Genomic DNA, 18,220 nt, shown 5'->3' on the forward strand with positions numbered 1-18,220 from the left:
TCTCCTACCAGGTGACCGGAAGTTCGTCCAGGACCTGGAAACCGGCGGTGGGGTTGAACGGGATCTCCTCCGCCGGAACCGCGAGCCGCAGGCCGGGCAGGCGCTCGAGCAACCGGCCCAGCGCGATTTCCATCGTGACGCGCGCGAGGTTCTGCCCGAGGCACTGGTGCGCGCCGAACCCGAACGAGACGTGGTCCCGGGCGGTGCTGCGGTGCCAGCCGAGGGTGTCCGGTTCCTCGTGGACGGCCTCGTCGCGGTTGATCAGCGAGGTGATGAAGAAGACGCCGTCACCCTTGCGGATCGTGGTGCCCTCGACCTCGATGTCGTCGACGGCCAGCCGCGACACACCGTCCGGAATGGACAGCACCCGCAGCAGCTCGTCCACGGCGATGGGCAGCAACGACGGATCGGCGCGCAGCTCGGCGAGCCGTTCCGGGTTCTGGAGCAGGACGAACGTGCTGAGCGAGATCATCGTCCCGGTGGTGCCGTGGCCGCCGGCCACCTGCAGGACCAGCGTCGAGATCAGCTCTTCGTCCACCTCGCCCTTGGCGCCGCGTTCGGCGAGGAGGTCGTCGAGGACGGTGTCACCGGGGTTCCGCCGCTTCTCCGCGATCAGTTCGCCCATGTAGGCCATGAGCTCGTCGTACGCCGCGTTGGCGTCCGGGCCGGCCGCGAGCTGGAACGACTTCTTCTCGAAGTATTCGTGATCGCGGTCCGGGATGCCCATCAGCCGGTACAGGATGGTCACCGGCACCGGCCCGGCGAACGCCGGGATCAGGTCCGCGGGCGGGCCGGCCGCCACCAGCTCGTCCAGCTGCCGGTCGACGATCTCCTGGATCCGCGGGCGCAGGGCGTTGATCCGCCGGGTGGTGAAACTGGGGATCAGCAGCTTGCGCCGGGCGTTGTGCACCGGGCCGTCGACCCCGACCAGCGCGGTGACGATCTTCATCACCTTCTGCTGCACGTCGCTGACGGTGGCGGCGATGCTCGCGAACATCATGGGCCACGCCGGATTGGTGCGGTCACTGGAGATCCGGGGATCGATCAGCAGCCGGCGCGCCACATCCCGGCTGGTGATCGCCCAGACGCGCCGGCCGTCGTAGAGCGCGACCTGGGCGAGCGGTTTCCGGCCGGCCAGTGGCAGGTAGGCCGGTGCCGGCTGGTAGGGGCAGGTGCGGTCCTGCGGGAACACAACGGTTTCGGACGTGGTCATGGCGCCCCCTTGCGCGTGGGAATACGGCGATCCGCACGGCGTGGAGCGGTGGGTGCGGCTCGGATCCGGAACGTTAGCCAAGCGGCGAACGGCCGCGCATCCCCTCACTTGGTATTCCTCGGCGCCCCCGCGCACCGCCCCGATGCCGTCCGCGCAGCACGAAGCCCCGCCGCCACAGAAACCGCTCTCTGCGGGCGACGGGGGTCCGATGGGTTACTGGTTCGTGAAGTCCGCCTTGTGGTCCTCCGCCCACTCGGCGAAGGTGCGCGGCGGTTTGCCCAGGACCTTCTCGACCGTGGGGTCGATCTCCTCGGGCCCGTCGAGAGCTTCCTCGTAGTAGCGGATCCTCGTCTCGATGATGCTCGACGCGTCCCCGCGGCCGACCGTCCCCTCCGCCACCAGCTCTTCGAAGCGCCCGCCGATCCGGGCCCGGAAATCCGCCCGGGCGGCGTCGCCGGTGAGGTCCACGAAATCGAGCTCACGACCGATCGCGCGGCCGATCAGGGCGAGCTGCTCGGCTTGGGTGATGCTTTCCCCGCCGGTGATGTGGTATTTGGCGCCGGTGTGGCCCTCCTGCAGCATCGCCGTGGTGCTCACTTCCGCGATGTCCCGTTCGTGGATCGACGACAGGTAGGAGTGGGCGTAGAGGATCGGCACCGGCTCGCCCTTCTTGACGAACCCGGCCCACTGCAGGGAGTTCACGGCGAACGCACCCGGTCGGACGAACGTCCACGCCAGCCCGGACTTCTCGATCGCCGCCTCTTCGGCCAGGTGCCACCGCGCGATCCAGTGGTCCGGATCGCGCCCGGCGGCGGCCAGCGACGACAGCAGGACGACGTGCTCGACGCCGGCGGCCTTCGCGGCCTCCAGCACCCCTTCGATCCCGGACGGCTGGGTGTACAGGAAGAGTTTTTCCACGCCCCGCAGTGCTTGTCCGAACGTCGCCGGCTCGGTGAGGTCCAGCCGGCGGACGTCGACCCCGGCCGGCAGGTCGAGCGCGTCCGGGTTGCGCGAGGTCGCGCGGACGTCGGCGCCCGCCCGCACCAACAGGTCTACGACGTTTCGGCCGACGTTGCCGGTCGCACCGGTCACCAGGATCGTCATGTTTTCCCCAGGTAGCTTGGCTTGCACGGGCTCGGTGCCCACGGATTCGTCCATTGTGGACGTTGTCGGGCTTCGCCTCCGGTGAGCAAGTATCGGTCAGCCACCCGAGCCCGTCAACCAGTCCCGGCTGCCGCGCTGGTCAGCGCACGCGGTCGTAGACCATCGCCGTCTCCCCCAGCTCGCCGGTTTCGTGGCAGGTGAGCCGCCACTTCGAGGACGGCAGGCCGTCGTCGAACAGCCGGGGGCCGCCGCCCGCGATTTCCGGGCAGATCATGAGGTACAGCCGGTCGAGCAGGTCCGCCGCGAGCAGCGGTTTGATGACGCTCGCGCTGCTGTTGACGAGGATGTCGCCCCCGGCCGCGGTCTTCAGCTCGGCGACGACGTCCGCGGCGGGCGCGTTCACCAGCCGGGCGCGCTCCCACGGGGCGTCGGCCAACGTCGTGGAGAAGACGACCTTTTCCACGTCCACCAGCCATTGCGCGTAGCCGCGGTCGCGCGGGTCGGCGTTCTCGTCGGCGGCGACCGTGGGCCAGAACCCCAGGAAGCCCTCTGCGTTGCGGCGACCGAGGACCGCCGTCGTCGCCCCGGCCCAGATCCGGCTCAGGTGGCGCCGCGCGGCTTCCGTCGTGGCGTACGGGAGGATCGCGCCCATGTCGGCGGGCCCGGCGGGGCCGTGGTAGCGCCCGTCGAGGGTGAGACTCAGGTTCGCGGTCACCCGGCGGCCGGTCGGCTCGGTCATGGTTCAGGCCTTTCGTTCGGAGAGCACGGCGGTGAGGTGGTCGAGCACTTGGCGCCAGCCGGTTTCGATCCCGGCGATGAAGGGGACGGCGCCGACGGTCGTCGCGGTGATGCGCAGGCCCAGCCGCAGCCGGGTACCGGCCGCGTCCGGGTGCAGCTCGAGGTCGTAGTGGCCGGTGAAGGAGGCGGGGCCGGTCACCGCGAGGTCGAACCCGAGGTGGCCGGGCTCGTCGGCGACGCGCACCCGGCCTTCGGCGCGGTACTCGCCGTCGGCGTCGCGGTAGCCGAGCACGACCCGGCCGCCCGGCCGCGGCTCGATCGTGCACGCGGTGACCGTCATCGACGGGGGAACCCACCAGGACGCGAGCAGGTCCGGGTCGGTCCAGTGCCGCCAGACGTCGCCGGCCGGCACGGGCAGCAGGCGGTCGAACGTGAAGGTGCGCCCGTCCGCCCACCGGTCGCGGTCCGCGGCCGCCGCGTCCGCCTCGATGGCCGCGCGGTACCGCGCCACGGCGGCCCGTTCACCGGCGTGCGCGTCGGTGGCGTCGGCCAGTTCCCGCAGCCGCGTGGCGAGCGCTTCCAGGGGGCCGGCTTCGAGGGCGTGGACCCGCCGCTGGCCGAGCGGGAAGACGGTGACCAGCTCGGCCCGGGCGAGGGTCTGCAGGTGCTTGGTGGTCTGCGGCTGCCGGAGCCCGGTCAGTTCGGCCAGCTCCCCGACCGAGCGGGGGCGCTCGGCGAGGAGTTCGACGATGCGCCACCGCGCGGCGTCTCCCAGTGCTGCGGCAATCCGGTCCATGGACCAAGTATTCACACAGCAGAATATTCACGTCAAGGAATATCTTGGCCGGGCAGCCAGCGCAGCCCGTGGGCGTACCCCAGCTGAGGCGCGGTGAACTCCTGCACCACCTCGCAGGCACCGTCGAGCGGCAGCGGCTCGCCCGGCTGGGGCGGATCGGCGAGCACCGAGGGCGGGACGCGGTCCAGCCGCCACACCACCCTTGGCGGCCGCCGCGGGTCGAAGCGGACGCGCACCTCGAACGACTCGCACGTCACCAGCGGCACGAACACGTACGACGGCCGGATCGGGAGGCCGTCGCGGATGCGGTGCACCAGCGAGTACGTGTGGCTGTCGCCGCGGGAGAGGGGCCGCGGCAGGTCCAGCAGCCAGCGGAAGTGGCGCTGGCCCTCCCGGGTGCCGGCGCTGATCCGGACACCGTGCCGGGCGTCCGCGGTGACGTCGCGTTCCCCGTCCCGGCCGTCCTCGGTGCGGGGCACCGTGAACCGCGCGGCGATCCGGCCGAGGGCGTCGCGGGTGGCCACGATCAGCCGTTCCTCGGTCACCTCCGGCTCGCTGGTGTCGAGCCGGACGAGCACCTTGAGCCGCTTGACGAACCAGCCCTCGTCCGGGCCGGGCACGCCGCCGCCCGGCCGCGTGCCGGCCTCGATCTCCGCGGCGAGCCGGGCGAACGACCGGTCGACGCGGCGCCGGGCCGTGCGCTCCGAGACGCGCAGCTGATCCGCGAGCACCCCGATCCGGTCGCTCAGCAGGGCGTGCTGCGCGCCGGGGGCGATGCCCAGGGCGACGTTCACCGCCAGCCGGTCGTCGGCCGGGAATTCCGCGATCGCGGCCGAAATCGCTTCACGCAGAACGCGGCGCGCATCGCGGTCGTTCGTCGTCCGGTGGATTTCGCACCAGCCGGAAACGAGCGGCCCGAGCCGGCTGCGCAGCCGGTCGGCTTCCAATCCCCAGCCGCGCCGCAAGGCGGTGAGTTCCCGGATCAGCCCGTCCTCTTGTGCCATCGGATTTCCAGTGAACCCTATTCAGCCGTCGGCCGGCGCGAGGTCACCTCAGGCCGGCAAGTTGCGAAGCGTAGCGCCATCCTAACCGGAATAAGGTTCATTGTGACCCGCGCACTTCGCGGCGATCGGTGGCACCGGCTGCGCCGATCAGGTGATTCCGCGGTGGCCAGGAATTGGCCAGTTCCCCGCTATTTCGGCCCGCCCGCGGCCTTTTCCGCATCCGCGGCTGCCGGACCATTTTCCCGTCGGCTTTCCGTCGGCCTCGGGGAGGATGGGTGCTCGACACTACCGGCCCGGCCGACGTCGCCGGTGTGCGGCGGCTGGCCCGCGACGGCCTGCTCGCCGGCTCGGCGGCGGCCGCCCGGCCCCGCGCCCTCGCCCGCCTGCGCGGCGGGGTCTACACGGTGGCGTGGCCGCTGGTCTTCACGCGGATCACCAAGCCGCTGGAACACCGGCGCCGGCACGCGGACTGCGCCCGCGGGCTCGAATGGCTGCGGCCGGACTGCCTCGACCGCTTCCACGACGACGTGGAGGCGGTGGTTGACCACGCGCTGCGGCGGGCGACGAGCCCGATCGAGAACCTCGAGGGCTGGCTGGCGACCCGCCTCACGCCCGCCACGGTCGACGCGCACCGGCGTCGCCGCGGCGAAATCGGGGCACTGCAGCGCCCGCGTCTCCCGGCGTGGCTGGCCGGCGCGCTCGGCGGTGATCCGTGGCTGTGCGACCTGGCGGTGCGGATCCTGGTCTGGGTGGGAGTGCCGGCCACGGCGGGCGCCGAGCTGTGGCCCCTGGACGGCTGGGCGGCCCGCCGCGCCGAGGTCACGGGCGAGCCGCCGGCCACCCGCGACACCCTCGACCGCGAGGTCAGCCGGGTCCTGACCGCGATGCGCACCCGGCCGGCGTGGCACGCGGAGCACGTCGAGCGCCCGCTGGGGCACAAGCAGCCCCCGGTCGCCCCGATGCCGGCGGAGCTCCCGGCGCTGGAACTGGTCGGCGAGCACGAGCTGGCGGACGCCCGGCTCGCGGGCCTGGCCGAGCAGGCCCTGCGGGCCATCGAGACCCGCCTGAACCGGGGAGAAGCCACCGCCGTGGCGGTGACCGAGGTGGTCAGGACGGTGTTCGGCGAGCACACCGCGGACGGCAACGCCCGCGACGACTGGCTGGCGGCGGCACTGGCGGACCAGGAACGGCTGGCGAAGATCGTGATCACGGTCCTGGCGATCCTCGACCGCTGAGCCCGGGCGGCACCGCGCGGAGCCGGCGAGCGCAGGGTTTCTACCGGACTCGGTGGGACGCGTTCGGCGGCAGCGAGAGCGGGAGCGGGAGCGGTTCGGTGGCCTCGCGGCAGCCGTACCGCTCGAACACCGCGCGGGCTTTGTCGCGCAGTTCGACGGCACGGCGTTCGTCTCCGGACAACGCCGCCGCGACGGCCAGGTCGCGGATCGTCCTGGCCTGCCAGACCGGCAGGTCCAGTGCCCGCCACCACTCCAGGGACCGGGTCAGGCGCGCGGTGGCGGCCTCCGGCGCACCCGTCGCGAGGTCGAGCTCGCCGAGGGTGCGCAGGAGCAGCGCCTGGCCGAAGCCGTCTTGGAGCTCGTTGCAGACCGTCAGGGTCTCCTCGAGCGACTTCCGGACCTCCTCGCCCCGGCCTTGCCGGATGCGCACCTTGGCCAGTGCCTGGTCGGCGTAGGCGACGACGAGCCTGCTGCCGACGAGCCGCAGTTCGGCCGCCGCCCGGGCGCAGCAGTCGGCGGCCTCGCCGAGCCTGCCCGCGGCGCGGTGGATGATGCCGATCGACCGCAGGGCCAGCGCCGCGCCACGGCGGTTGCCCGACGCGCGCCAGAACTCGAGCGCCTTGGTCACGGACTCCGCCGCGTGGACGAGGTCGCCGGATTCGGTGAGGATCATGCCGAGGTTGTGCTCGGCCTGGGCGAGCTCCTCGTCGGTTCCTTCGCTCCGCAGCACCGGGACCGCCTCGGTCAGCGCCCGTTCGGCTTCGGCGAACGAGCCGTGTTCGCGCAGCACGACGCTCATGCTCAACCAGGTCCTGGCCTGGCCGAGCCGGTCGCCGACTTCGGCGAACGCGGCGAGGGCCTGGTGGTGGTAGGCGAGCGACTCGTCGAACCGGTCCTGTTCGAAGTACAGCGTCCCCATCCCGCTCAGCAGCAGTCCCTCGGCCGCGCGGTCGCCGGCCCGCCGGGCCGCGGCCAGCGCGGCGGTGTGGGTCCGCCGCCACTGGCGGAACTGGTTGCGGGCGGCGAAGCTCGACGCGGACAGCGCCGAAGCCAGCGCGGCCGCGGTGGCCACCAGGTCCCGTTCGCTGGTCTGCTCGACCACGCTGACCAGCAGCTCTTCCTCGGCTTCGAACCAGGTGTCCGGATCGGCGCGGATGCCGTCGACGACGGCTTGGTCGAGCCGCCCGGAGCCGGCCGGCGGGGGTGTCCGGCCGGACGCGTGCCGGACCAGCTCCAGCGCGTCCCGGCCCACCCGCTCCAGCGCCGCGCGCACGTCGTCGGCCGTCTCCTCGGCGTCGCACAACTCACCGGCGTACACCCGGGTCAGGTCGTGGATGCGGTACCGGCTCAGCCCGGTGACGTCGGCGCCGGCCGGGTCGAGCAGCTGCGCGTCGACCAGCCGCTCGATCACGTCTTCGGCCTCGGCGACGGGGATGTCCAGCAGCGGAGCCGCGAGCCAGCCGGCGAAGTCCGGGACGCCGGTCATGCCGAGGCGGCGCAGCGCGGTGCGTTCCTGCTCGCCGAGGCCGTCGTAGCTCACCGCGAGGCTGCCCCGGACCTCCAGATCGCCGAGGACGAGTTCGTTGAGCAGCCGCTGCTTCCGGCCCAGCCGCTGAGCCAGGCGGGCCACCGTCCAATCCGGCCGGGCGGCCAGCCGGGCGCCCGCGATGCGGACCGCGAGCGGCAGGTGCCCGCACAGCCGCACGATCTCCAGCGCGGCCTCCGGTTCGGCCGCCAGCCTCGGCCCGACCAGCTTGGCCAGCAGTTCGAGGGTTTCCTCCTCGCGCAGTTCGTGCAGGTCGAGCAGCGCGGCGCCCTCCAGCGCGGCCAGCCGGACCCGGCTGGTGACCAGCACCGCGCAGCCGCCACCGGGCGGGAGCAAGGGCCGGACCTGCTTTTCGCCGGCCGCGTCGTCGAGCACCACGAGCACCCGGCGATCGGCGAGCAGCGACCGGTACAGGTCGACGCGCTCGGCCGGCTTGCCCGGAATCGCCGCGTCGGCCACCCCGAGCGCGTGCAGGAACCGGGCGAGCACCTCGTCCGGATCGGCCGGTTCGGGGTGGTTGCCGTGGAGGGTGGCGTAGAGCTGCCCGTCGGGGTACTGGTCGCGGATCCGGTGCGCGGCGTGCACGGCGAGCGTGGTCTTGCCCGACCCCGGCTTGCCGGAGACGGCGCAGACCCGGGCGGCCGAACCACCCGGGTGCAAGCCCCGCAGCACGCGGTCGGCTTCTTCGCGCCGGCCGGTGAAGTCCGAGATGGTGGCGGGCAGCAGGCTCGGGGTGAGCGCCGCGACCGGTGCCGCCGCTTCGCCCGCGGGTTCGGCCAGCACCGTCTGGAACGCCGCCCGCAGCTGCGGTCCGGGTTCCACCCCGAGTTCGTCGTCGAGCAGCCGGCGTGCCTCGTGGAAGGTGGCCAGCGCGTCGGCTTGGCGGCCGGCCTGGTGCAGCGCCAGGATCAGCTGGGCCCGCAACGGTTCGCGCAACGGGTGCTCGGCGACCAGTTCGGTCAGCTCCCCGGTCAGCGCGCTGCCGCGGCCGAGCCGGAAGTCCGCCTCCAGCCGGGCTTCCACCGCGGCGAGACGGGCCTCGGCCAGCTTCGTCCGCTCCGTTTCCGCCCACTCGCCCTCGGCTCCGCCGAGCGGGGACCCGCTCCACCGCCCGAGCGCCTCGGTCAAGGTCGCCGACGCCAGTTGCGCGTCACCGGCCGCGAGCGCTCGCCGGCCCGCGCTCACCCCCCGCTCGAACCGGACCAGGTCGATCGACTCGGGGGCGACGTCGAGGACGTATCCCGGCGCTTGTCTGCGCAGCGCGTCGTCGCGGTCACCGAGCATCCGGCGCAGCGCGGAAACGTACGTGTGGAGCACCGAACGTGCGCTGTTCGGCGGTGTTTCGCCCCACAGCGCGGTGATCAGGGTGTCGATCGGCACCACGCGGCCGGCGTTGACCAGCAGCACCGCCAGCAACGTACGCGGCTTCGGGCCACCGAGCGGGACCTGTTTCCCGGCAACGAGTACCGCCATCGAGCCCAACAGCCGGAATTCCACGTTCGCCCCCACAGTCCGGAAAACCCAACCTACAGACGGGAACCGCGCGGTGCCGTTGTCCCGATCACCCCCGACGTGACGATCCTGTGATCCTCCCGCCACAGCGGCCTGCAGAAAAGCTCCAAGGCCACCTGGAGGTTTCTTGAAGGCCGCCCCGGCAGTGTTCTCGTTGTCGCAACCAGCAGAAGTCCCGAGGGGGAAACCGCAATGAAGAACCTCGCTCGCCTCGCCGCTCTAGCTCTCGCCGTCGCCGCACCGCTCGCCCTCGCCGGCCCGGCGCACGCCGACGCCACCGGCTCCATCACCGGCGACGTGTGGCTCGACAGCAACAGCAACGGCCTGAAGGACGTGGGTGAGCCGGCCATCGCGGGCCAGTGGATGGTGATCGACGGCACCGGCAACGCGGTGCAGACGGACGCCAAGGGCCAGTACGAGTTCAAGAACCTCCCGGCGGGCAGCTACGCGGTGAAGTCGACCGACCGCGCCGGGTTCGGCCAGGGCTGGACGACGGTGGGGGGCGACTCGGCGTTCCGCGGCGCCGACGGCAAGCTCGGGAACCCGGTGGTCCTGACCGCCGGCCAGCGGGTGAAGGGCCTGGACAGCGGTTTCGCCACCGCCAAGGTCGACTACCGGGCCGGCCAGGTCATCATCAGCAACACGGCCCCGAAGGTCGGCGACGTGATCGACATCGTCGGTTCCGCCGTCCCGGTCGGCAACGTCTGGGACCAGTTCGGCGGCCAGCTCTCGCTGCCGGACGGCCTGCGCGTCGTCGAGCGCCTCGGCGGCATGCCGAAGTACTACGCGACCGAGCCGGCCGGCAAGATCACCGGCTTCTTCTACGACCGCCGTTATCCGGGTGCGTACGAGTTCGTCGGCGCGCGCGTGGTCGTCGAGAAGCCGCTGTCCGCCGCCGAGATCAAGTTCACCGCGTGGAAGGGCGTGTTCGGCAGCACCGACCCCGACACGGCCAACGACGTCATCTCGACCACGCTGACCACGAGCTAACACCGCCGGGGGGCGGGAAGGCCCGGTTCCCTGGGAGGGGGAACCGGGCCTTCTTCGTGCGTCCACCGGCGCTCGGGCGTGCCGCCGATCAGCCGTCCTCGACCGAACGGCGCCGGGCCTCGAACACCGCCGTCAGCGCCTCGGGCGAGCAGCCCGCGGCTCGCGCGCGCCGGTCCGCGGCCGTCAGCTCGGCCAGCAGGAGCGCGCGGACCGCCGCGCGGGTTGCCTCCGGGAGTCTCGGACACGGGTCGGTCACCCCCGGCCTCCTCTCTCCCCTCGCACCAGCCTTCACCTGACGGACACGCGCGTCAGCGCCACCACGGCGGCGGGGGCACCGGGAGCCGCAGGGGGCAGCCGGTGTGGCGGCCCGTCCAGCAGTCCGCCAGCCAGCGGGTCAGCGCGACCGGGCCGAGCAGGCTGTCTTCCCACACCGGCGTCAGCTCGCCCGCCCGGCGCAGCAGCGCTTCCGCCGTGCCGCAGAACGACACCACCGCCGCGACGGCCGTGTCCGCCCGCTCCCCCGGCCAGGCGACCGCGGCTCGCGGCAGCCGGGCCGGGATGGCCAGGCCGGTGCCGATGGTGCAGTTTCGCGCCAGCTGCACGGCGAGATCGAACTCGACCGCTTCGGCGTGACGCTGTCTGGCCCGCCAGCGGGGTGAAGCGGCCGCGGCGTACAGCCCGGCCAGCCGGGCGGCGACCAGCCCGTCCCACACCGTCAAGAGCACTGCTCGCGTGTCGGCCGCATGGGCGTCGGCGAGCTCGTGGGTGACGGCGCTGAGCCAGGCACACGGGTCCTTGACTTGACGATCAGCGGCGACGGTCACGGCAGTCAGTTTCCCACCGCCACGCGGAAGGAACCCCAAGATGATCATGGTTCATCCCAGGACCACCCGGTCGGTGGCGAACCGTTGAGCGGCGCTGTAACCCAATCGGGCACTGGGCGTGACCGAATCGTCACAGGTGTGCCATCATGTCGGCGCTCAGTGCCGAGCAAGCACCTCGCCCACCCCCGCGCAAGCACCCCGCCCACCCCCGCGAAAGGCCCCGAACACCAGTGATCAAGATCAGCAAGAGCCGGGCCGGCACCCCGCGCGTCACCTTCAGCCTCCCGATCGGCGCGCCGCCCGGCCGGGTGAGCGTCGTGGGCTCGTTCAACGACTGGACTCCCGGCCGCCACCACCTCACCCCGCGGTCCAACGGCCGCCGGTCGGCAGTGGTCGACGTGGCGCCCGGCACGGTCCTGCAGTTCCGCTACCTCGGCGAGGACGGGCACTGGTTCGACGACCCCGACCTGCCCGACCGCGCCGACGGCAACTGCGTCTGCGCGACCTCCTGACGGCGCTGACGGCTCAGGCCCGGCGGCGGCGTTTCCCCGCGCCCCCGCCCGCGGCCCGCCGAGCCGGTTTCCCGGCTTTCGCCGCTTTCGCCGCGGCAGGCTTGCGTTCCGGGCGCTGGCGTTCGGCCGGCGCCGCCGGGCGCCCGCGCGTGCTGTTCACCGTCCGGCCGCGGACGATCCCGATGAACTGCTCCATCAGGTCCGTCGTCTCCTCCTCCAGCCACGACAGCGCGACGCTCGACTGCGGCGCGTCCTCGACCGGCCGGTAGGTGAGGTCACGGCGGTGGTGCAGCCGGGCGATCGACTGCGGGACGACGAGCACCCCCACGCCGGCCGCGACCAGCTCGATCGCGTCGGCCGTTGTCTCGGGCCGCGAAACCGCCGGGCGGCCCGGCAGCGCCGGCCACTCCAGCGTGTCGTCGAGCGGGTGCAGCACGACCTCGTCCGCCAGGTCGGCGGTGGACACCTCGTCCGCCGCCGCGATCAGGTGCTCCTTGGGCACCACGACGACCGTCGTCTCGGTGTAGAGCGGGATCGCGTGCAGGCCGTCCCGGTCGATCGGGGACCGCAGCAACGCCGCGTCGGCGTCCCGGGCGCGCAGCAGGCCCGCCGCGTCGGCGGCGGCGACGGGGACGAGGGTCAGCGGCACCTCCGGCACCCGCTCACCCCAGGTCCGCACCCACTTGGCGGGCGTCGCTCCCGGGACGTACGCGAGCTTGAAAGAGGTCACCGGGTCAGGTTACCGGGAGTGACGCTGGCTACCCTGGACGGCATGACGTCGCACAAGACCACCCAGACGATGAAGCCCGCGACCGCGGCGAAGAAGCTGGGTGTGTACCTCGAAGCCACCCCCGCGGAGTTCCGGGAGGGCGTCGTGACGCGCGACGAGCTGAACGCGCTGCAGGCCGACCCGCCGGAGTGGCTGCGCGAGCTGCGCCGTACGGGCCCCCACCCGCGGCCGGTGGTCGCGGCGAAGCTGGGCGTCTCCATCGGCGGCCTCACCCGCGGCGGCCTCACCGAGCCGCTGACCACCGAGCAGATCGAGGCGCTGAAGGCGGAGAGCCCCGACTGGCTGGTGCGGGAACGCGCCACCCAGGCCGAGGTGCGGCAGGAAGCGGCGCGGGTCAAGGAACAAAAGCACTGACCGCCACCGACCTTTCGCCCGAGGCCGCGGACCGCCTCGACGCCGAAGACGAACTCGCCGCCTTCCGCGACCGGTTCGTCCCGATCACCGACCCCGGGGTCGTCGCCTACCTCGACGGGAACTCCCTGGGCCGTCCGCTGCGGGCCACCGCCGAACGGCTCCAGGAACTCGTGGCCCACGAGTGGGGTGCGCGGCTCATCCGGTCCTGGGAAGAGCGCTGGCTCGCGCTGCCCGAGGCGATCGGGGACGAGCTGGGCCGCGTCGCGCTCGGGGCCGCGCCCGGGCAGACGATCGTCGCCGACTCGACGTCCGTCTGCCTCTACAAGGCGCTCCGGGCCGCCGTCGCGCTGCGGCCGGGGCGGGACGAGATCGTCACCGACACCGCGAACTTCCCCACCGACCGGTTCCTCGTGGAGAGCGTCGCCGCCGAACTCGGCCTCACCGTCCGGTGGGCCGGAAGCGAAGACGTCGCCGCGGCCACCGGGCCGCGGACCGCGGTCGTCACACTGTCCCATGTGGACTACCGGACGGCGGCGATCACCGACCTGGCCGCCGTCACGCGGGTGGTGCACGAGCGCGGCGGCCTCGTCGTCTGGGATCTCTGCCACAGCGTCGGCGTGCTCCCGGTCGAGCTGGACGCGGCCGGCGCCGACTTCGCCGTCGGCTGCACCTACAAGTTCCTCAACGCCGGGCCCGGCGCACCCGCGTTCCTCTACGTCAACGCGCGCCACCACGCGGCGTTCGGCCAGCCCGTCACCGGCTGGATGGGCGCCGCCGACACCTTCGGCATGGCCGCGGAGTACGTGCCGGCGCCCGGCATCCGGCGGGCGCTCTCCGGCACGCCGCCGGTGCTCGGCATGGTGGGCGTCCGGGAAGGCGTGGCGCTGCTGGCGGAAGCGGGCATCGACCGCGTGCGGGCCAAGGCCGTCGCGCTGGGCCGGTGGGTCCTCGCCCTCGCCGACGAGTGGCTCGTCCCGCTCGGCTTCACGGTCGCCTCCCCGCGCGACGACGACCGCCGGGGCGGCCACGTCACCCTCCGCCACCCGGACGCCGAACGCCTTTCGCGCGTCCTCATCGAGCACGGCGTGCTCATCGACTTCCGCCGTCCCGACGGCATCCGCATCGGGCTGAGCCCGCTGACCACCGGCTTCGCCGAGGTTCGGCGGGCGATGGACCGCATCCGCCGGCTCACCGGCTGAGCCGTCCCCGGGCGGCGGCGGTACCGGCAGGTCAGCACGACCAAGGTGCCGGCGAAAACGGGCAGCCAGGGCAGCCGGGACCAGGGCCAGTCCGCGAGCGGCGGATCGAGCAGCCCCGGTGGCCGGCCGGCGAGCAGGCCGGCGAAGCTGACCAGCAGCAGTGCGGACTGGTGCCAGCAGTAGACGGCCATCGCGGCCCGGTTGAGGGCGGCGACCGGTGCCCAGAGCGCGGGGCGCCGGAGCGCCTGGCGCAGCCGGTGCCGCAGCAGCAGGAACGTGCCCAGCTGCGCGGCCGTGAGAGCCAGCGCGAACAGCGACGGTGGCGCGAGGTTCGACCAGCGGTCGCCCGGTACGCCGACCGCGCTCGCCGGATACCCGGCGAGCAGGACCAGCGCCCACCGGGTCTGCGCCCATGCCAACAACTACCTCTTCCGCCCGGCGGAACGGCAGGACCGGGCGCCCGCCGGGAAATAGTAGCCATGTACTTAGTAGCCATGTACAGTTTCCGGCATGAGCACTCCCGGTCACCTCGTCTGGCGGCTCTCCACGAAGTGGCGGGTCGCCGTGGACCGCGCCCTCGCCCCGATCGGGCTGACGCACGCGCAGTACGTCTTCCTGGCCTCGCTCTCCGGGTTGGAGCGCGCCGGCGCGAGCCCGAGCCAGCGCGAGCTGGCCGACCACACCGGCCTGGAAGCGCTCTACGTCTCCAAGCTCGCCCGCGCGCTCGACGCCGAAGGTCTCGTCGAACGCACCCGCGACCCCGCCGACACCCGGACCGTCCGGCTGCGCCTCACCCCCCGCGGGCGCGAGGTGACCGAGCCGGCGATCGCCACCGTGGCCGAGCTGCTCGACCGGCTCCTCGCCCCACTCGGCGGCCGGACCGGCGATCGCACCGCGGCGCTGGCACGGGAGCTCACCCTCCTCCTCGACACCCCACTGGAGCCCTGAAAGCCATGCTGCACCACGAAGAATCCGGCGCCGGCACCCCGATCGTCTTCCTGCACGGCAACCCCGGCTCGTCGCACAGCTGGCGCCACGTCCTCCCGCACGTCGGCGGCGGGCGGCTGCTGGCTCCCGATCTCATCGGCATGGGCCGGTCGCCGAAGCCGGACATCGCCTACACCTTCGCCGAGCACGCCCACTACCTCGACGCCTGGTTCGACGGCCTCGGCCTCGACGACGTCGTCCTCGTCGGCCACGACTGGGGCGGCGCGCTCGCCTTCGACTGGGCGGCCCGGAATCCCGGCCGGGTCCGCGGGGTCGCGTTCTTCGAGACCATCGTGAAACCCATGGCCGGGGAGGACCTGACGCCGCAGGCAGCCGAGCGGTCACGCCGGATCCGCACCCCGGGCGCCGGCGAGGACCTGGTGCTGACGCAGGACCTCTTCATCCGCCAAGCGTTCACCGGCGGGGTACGCACCCCGGTGGCCGACGACGACCTGGCCGCCTACCTCGCCCCGTTCCCGACGCCCGAGAGCCGCCGCCCGGTCCTCGCCTGGGCGCGCCAGCTGCCACTGGGCGGCGACCCGGCCGAGCTGGTCGCCCGGATCGAGGCCTACGACGAGTGGCTGGCCGCCAGTGAGAACACCCCGAAGCTGCTCATGACGTTCGAAGGCTCACCGACGCTGCTCATCGGCGAGAAGATGGCGCAGTGGTGCGCCGGCCACGTCGCCGCGCTGGACGTCGTCGCCTGCGGGGAAGCCGGGCACCACGCCCAGGAGGACCGGCCGAAGGAGATCGCCGCGGAGATCGCGGCCTGGCTGAACCGGCACGGCCTCCGCTGACATCCACGACCGGCCCGGACCTCACGTGTGCCGCAGAGGCGGGTTCGCCGCCACCCCGAGCACCGCGCCGCAACTGGCCCGAGGAGACCACAACCGAAACTCCGACCCGGACAGCCCGCCACGACCTCCGCCGAACTCACCTGGGCCGCAACGGCAGACCCGCCGCCACCCGGAGCACCCGCGCGGCAGCACACGGCCTCCGCTGACACCCACGACCGGCGCCGACCTCACGTGTGCCGCAGAGGCGGGTTCGCCGCCACCCCCAAGACCCGCGCCGCGACCCACGCCAGGCCGTCGGCTGTCCGGGCCGGGGTGCCCGATGGTTGCATGACGTGGCTGAGGACCGTGCGGACGACCAGGTCGATCACCACGTCGATCTGGTCGACGGCCAGCGGTGGGCGGTAGGCCGCCACGCGCTCGGCCACCACGGCCTTCGCGCGGGTGAGCAGCGCGCCCGCGTCGGTGGTCAGCAGCGGGAGGAGCTCGGGGGCGGTGCCGTGCGTCGCCGAGACGATCGCGCGCAGCAGCGTGTTGTCGTCGGCGAGCTCGAGGACCGCGCGGACGGCGTCGTAGATCGCCTCGACCAGGTCGTCCGGGTGGCGGTCGAAGGCGGCGCCGACCACCGACAGGAACCGGCCGAGCTCGTGCGCGACCATCGCTTCGGCCAGCGCGGCCTTGGAGCCGATCTCGTTGTACACCGTCTGGCGGCTGACGCCCGCCAGCTCCGCCAGCCGGGCCATCGTGACGGCCGGCCAGCCGGACCGGGCGGTCAGCTCGATCGCCGCGGCGATGATCGGCCGCCGGTGCTGACCACCTTCCGCCGACACCGGAACCGCCCCGCTCATGATCGGCATTCTAGGTCGTGCCACCCCCGGCCGGGCCCACCCGCCCCGGCGCGACGAAGTCGACCTTCTCGCGCACGCCGCAGTCCGGGCAGCACCAGGAGTCCGGGATCGCCGCCCACGGGGTGCCGGCCGGGAAGCCCTCCCGCGGGTCGCCGCGCTGTTCGTCGTAGACGTACCCGCAGCCGGGGCACATGCCGCCTTCGGTGGCGTCGCCGCGGGTGTCGGCGAGCTCGCGCGCGGCCGCCGTGACCCGGGTTCCGTGGCGGGCCAGGACTTTCGCCCGCTTGCCCGGCTGGATGTTGGCGCGCGAGATGTCACCGCCGTAGTGGGCGAGCACCCGCGGGTCCATCACCCGGCGCCACAGCGGCGGGACGAGCGCCAGCACGATCATCCCGGCGTACCCGGTGGGCAGCACCGGCGACTCGGCGAAGTCGCGCAGCGTCTGGTAGCGCCGCGTCGGGTTGGCGTGGTGGTCGCTGTGCCGCTGCAGGTGGTAGAGCAGGACGTTCGTGGCGATGTTGTTGGAGTTCCAGCTGTGGCTGGGGTCGACGCGCTCGTACCGGCGCCGCCCTGGCCCGCCGACCCGCTGCCGCAGCATGCCGTAGTGCTCCATGTAGTTGACGACCTCCAGCAGCGAAAACCCGACGACGGCCTGGATCACGAGGTAGGGCAGCACACCCGCGCCGAGCCAGGCGATCATCGCCGCCCACAGCACCGCGGACATCAGCCAGGCGTTGAGCACGTCGTTGCCGAGCCGGTAGGGGTGCCGGTCGCGCCGGGCGTAGCGCTTGCGCTCCAGCCGCCAGGCCGACTTCAGCGAGCCGAACACCGTGCGCGGCCAGAAGCGGTAGAAGCTTTCGCCGAGGCGGCTGCTCGCCGGGTCCTCCGGGGTCGCCACGCGGACGTGGTGGCCGCGGTTGTGCTCGATGTAGAAGTGCCCGTAGCAGCTCTGCGCCAGCGCGATCTTCGACAGCCACCGCTCGTGGCTTTCCTTCTTGTGGCCCAGTTCGTGCGCGGTGTTGATGCCGATCCCGCCGACGCAGCCGATCGACACGGCGAGCCCGATCTTGTCCACCACACTGAGCTCGCCCCGCGCGATCAGCCAGAACGCGGCGGCGAAGCCGAGGTACTGGACGGGCAGGAAGGCGAAGGTGATCCAGCGGTAGTAGCGGTCGTTCTCCAGCCGCGCGATGACGTCGTCGGGCGGATTGCTCCGGTCGAGCCCGGCGACCAGGTCGATGCCGGGCACGATCACGAGGATCACGACCGGCCCGATCCAGAACCAGCCACCCCACCCGGTGGCGGCGTGCAGCCCGATGGCGAGGAACGCCAGGGAGGGCACGACCAGGCCGATCAGCCACAGGTACCGCTTGCGGTCGCGCCACAGCTCGGTCGAGCCGGCGGGCACGGTCCCGATCGCTTCGCTCATCACACCCTCCTTGGCGGCTGAGTGGACAAGACGATAGCCGATGTCCATCCAGCTTGACAACGATGAAGCTGTTGTAAAGCTCCGGAGGGCGGACGTCCTCCTCGTCCGACACCGGAGTCCCGGCGGCAAAGGGAACTTCCGGGCACCGCCCGTTCCCTTCTTTCCTCCGCCGTCAACCACTGCACACACCGAACCGGCGGAATTCACTTTCACCCGTTCGGCCCAGTGATCGACATCCCGAAATAGGCCACAGCGCCAGTACCTGAGGAAATGCCGGTAATCGTCCCGGAGCAGACAGTAAACACTGTTCGCCGCCCGGCGGACGAGTGTCCGGAAGCCGGGTCG

General features: G+C 72.7%; 19 protein-coding genes. 8 read left to right on the plus strand and 11 right to left on the minus strand.

Annotated features, from left to right (window positions below; all coding sequences use genetic code 11):
- Positions 1–4: 4 nt before the first annotated feature.
- From QRY02_RS23080 to QRY02_RS23100, 5 genes are all read right to left on the minus strand, one after another.
- Entirely contained in the window at positions 5–1,213 is a 1,209-nt protein-coding gene (locus QRY02_RS23080; protein ID WP_285993599.1) for a cytochrome P450, read from the minus strand.
- A gap of 213 nt (positions 1,214–1,426) precedes the next feature.
- A complete protein-coding gene (locus QRY02_RS23085; RefSeq protein ID WP_285993600.1) occupies positions 1,427–2,317 on the minus strand; it encodes an NAD(P)H-binding protein in 891 nt (296 codons plus the stop codon).
- A 139-nt stretch (positions 2,318–2,456) separates the two neighbouring features.
- Entirely contained in the window at positions 2,457–3,056 is a 600-nt protein-coding gene (locus tag QRY02_RS23090; RefSeq protein ID WP_285993601.1) for a dihydrofolate reductase family protein, read from the minus strand.
- Between the two features lie 3 nt (positions 3,057–3,059).
- The gene (locus tag QRY02_RS23095; RefSeq protein WP_285993602.1) at positions 3,060–3,851 is read right to left on the minus strand and encodes a metalloregulator ArsR/SmtB family transcription factor; all 792 of its coding nucleotides are present in this window, start codon (positions 3,849–3,851) and stop codon (positions 3,060–3,062) included.
- A gap of 32 nt (positions 3,852–3,883) precedes the next feature.
- Positions 3,884–4,855 (minus strand): hypothetical protein, encoded by a 972-nt coding sequence (locus QRY02_RS23100; protein ID WP_285993603.1) that lies wholly within the window; start codon positions 4,853–4,855, stop codon positions 3,884–3,886.
- Between the two features lie 275 nt (positions 4,856–5,130).
- Between QRY02_RS23100 and QRY02_RS23105 the strand changes: the two genes are divergently transcribed.
- Positions 5,131–6,090 carry a hypothetical protein gene (locus tag QRY02_RS23105; protein WP_285993604.1) on the plus strand — a complete coding sequence of 320 codons (960 nt, stop codon included), beginning with the start codon at positions 5,131–5,133 and terminating at the stop codon, positions 6,088–6,090.
- A gap of 40 nt (positions 6,091–6,130) precedes the next feature.
- On the opposite strand, the gene QRY02_RS23110 is transcribed toward QRY02_RS23105, so the two are convergent.
- Positions 6,131–9,109, minus strand: coding sequence for an AfsR/SARP family transcriptional regulator (locus QRY02_RS23110; protein WP_285993605.1), 2,979 nt, complete (start codon positions 9,107–9,109; stop codon positions 6,131–6,133).
- 231 nt (positions 9,110–9,340) lie between these two features.
- On the opposite strand from QRY02_RS23110, the gene QRY02_RS23115 reads away from it, so the two are divergent.
- Positions 9,341–10,138 (plus strand): SdrD B-like domain-containing protein, encoded by a 798-nt coding sequence (locus tag QRY02_RS23115; RefSeq protein WP_285993606.1) that lies wholly within the window; start codon positions 9,341–9,343, stop codon positions 10,136–10,138.
- An 88-nt stretch (positions 10,139–10,226) separates the two neighbouring features.
- On the opposite strand, the gene QRY02_RS23120 is transcribed toward QRY02_RS23115, so the two are convergent.
- Positions 10,227–10,394, minus strand: a complete 168-nt coding sequence (locus tag QRY02_RS23120) for a hypothetical protein (protein WP_285993607.1) — start codon at positions 10,392–10,394, stop codon at positions 10,227–10,229.
- A gap of 52 nt (positions 10,395–10,446) precedes the next feature.
- On the minus strand, positions 10,447–10,962 hold the full coding sequence (locus QRY02_RS23125) for a hypothetical protein (RefSeq protein WP_285993608.1): 516 nt from the start codon (positions 10,960–10,962) through the stop codon (positions 10,447–10,449).
- Positions 10,963–11,192: 230 nt separating this feature from the next.
- Here QRY02_RS23125 and QRY02_RS23130 point away from each other — a divergent pair, with 230 nt between their 5' ends.
- Complete coding sequence (locus tag QRY02_RS23130) at positions 11,193–11,474, plus strand: early set domain-containing protein (protein ID WP_285993609.1); 282 nt, start codon at positions 11,193–11,195, stop codon at positions 11,472–11,474.
- 13 nt (positions 11,475–11,487) lie between these two features.
- Here QRY02_RS23130 and QRY02_RS23135 read toward each other — a convergent pair whose 3' ends face one another.
- On the minus strand, positions 11,488–12,204 hold the full coding sequence (locus QRY02_RS23135; RefSeq protein WP_285993610.1) for a LysR substrate-binding domain-containing protein: 717 nt from the start codon (positions 12,202–12,204) through the stop codon (positions 11,488–11,490).
- A gap of 42 nt (positions 12,205–12,246) precedes the next feature.
- On the opposite strand from QRY02_RS23135, the gene QRY02_RS23140 reads away from it, so the two are divergent.
- From QRY02_RS23140 to QRY02_RS23160, 5 genes are all read left to right on the plus strand, one after another.
- Positions 12,247–12,618 (plus strand): DUF5997 family protein, encoded by a 372-nt coding sequence (locus QRY02_RS23140; RefSeq protein WP_285993611.1) that lies wholly within the window; start codon positions 12,247–12,249, stop codon positions 12,616–12,618.
- Positions 12,615–13,817: a kynureninase gene (locus QRY02_RS23145; protein WP_285993902.1), complete on the plus strand. Its 1,203-nt coding sequence runs from the start codon at positions 12,615–12,617 to the stop codon at positions 13,815–13,817. The genes QRY02_RS23140 and QRY02_RS23145 overlap by 4 nt, the downstream gene beginning before the upstream one ends.
- Before the next feature lie 294 nt (positions 13,818–14,111).
- Complete coding sequence (locus tag QRY02_RS23150) at positions 14,112–14,291, plus strand: hypothetical protein (protein ID WP_285993612.1); 180 nt, start codon at positions 14,112–14,114, stop codon at positions 14,289–14,291.
- A 36-nt stretch (positions 14,292–14,327) separates the two neighbouring features.
- Complete coding sequence (locus QRY02_RS23155) at positions 14,328–14,765, plus strand: MarR family winged helix-turn-helix transcriptional regulator (RefSeq protein ID WP_285993613.1); 438 nt, start codon at positions 14,328–14,330, stop codon at positions 14,763–14,765.
- A 5-nt stretch (positions 14,766–14,770) separates the two neighbouring features.
- The gene (locus QRY02_RS23160) at positions 14,771–15,601 is read left to right on the plus strand and encodes a haloalkane dehalogenase (protein WP_285993614.1); all 831 of its coding nucleotides are present in this window, start codon (positions 14,771–14,773) and stop codon (positions 15,599–15,601) included.
- Between the two features lie 227 nt (positions 15,602–15,828).
- On the opposite strand, the gene QRY02_RS23165 is transcribed toward QRY02_RS23160, so the two are convergent.
- Together QRY02_RS23165 and QRY02_RS23170 are read right to left on the minus strand one after the other, a co-directional pair.
- The gene (locus QRY02_RS23165; protein ID WP_285993615.1) at positions 15,829–16,455 is read right to left on the minus strand and encodes a TetR/AcrR family transcriptional regulator; all 627 of its coding nucleotides are present in this window, start codon (positions 16,453–16,455) and stop codon (positions 15,829–15,831) included.
- A 1-nt stretch (position 16,456) separates the two neighbouring features.
- Positions 16,457–17,875 carry a fatty acid desaturase gene (locus tag QRY02_RS23170; RefSeq protein WP_285993616.1) on the minus strand — a complete coding sequence of 473 codons (1,419 nt, stop codon included), beginning with the start codon at positions 17,873–17,875 and terminating at the stop codon, positions 16,457–16,459.
- Between the last annotated feature and the right edge of the window lie 345 nt (positions 17,876–18,220).

The sequence above is a fragment of the Amycolatopsis sp. DG1A-15b genome (assembly GCF_030285645.1).
GTDB lineage: Bacteria > Actinomycetota > Actinomycetes > Mycobacteriales > Pseudonocardiaceae > Amycolatopsis.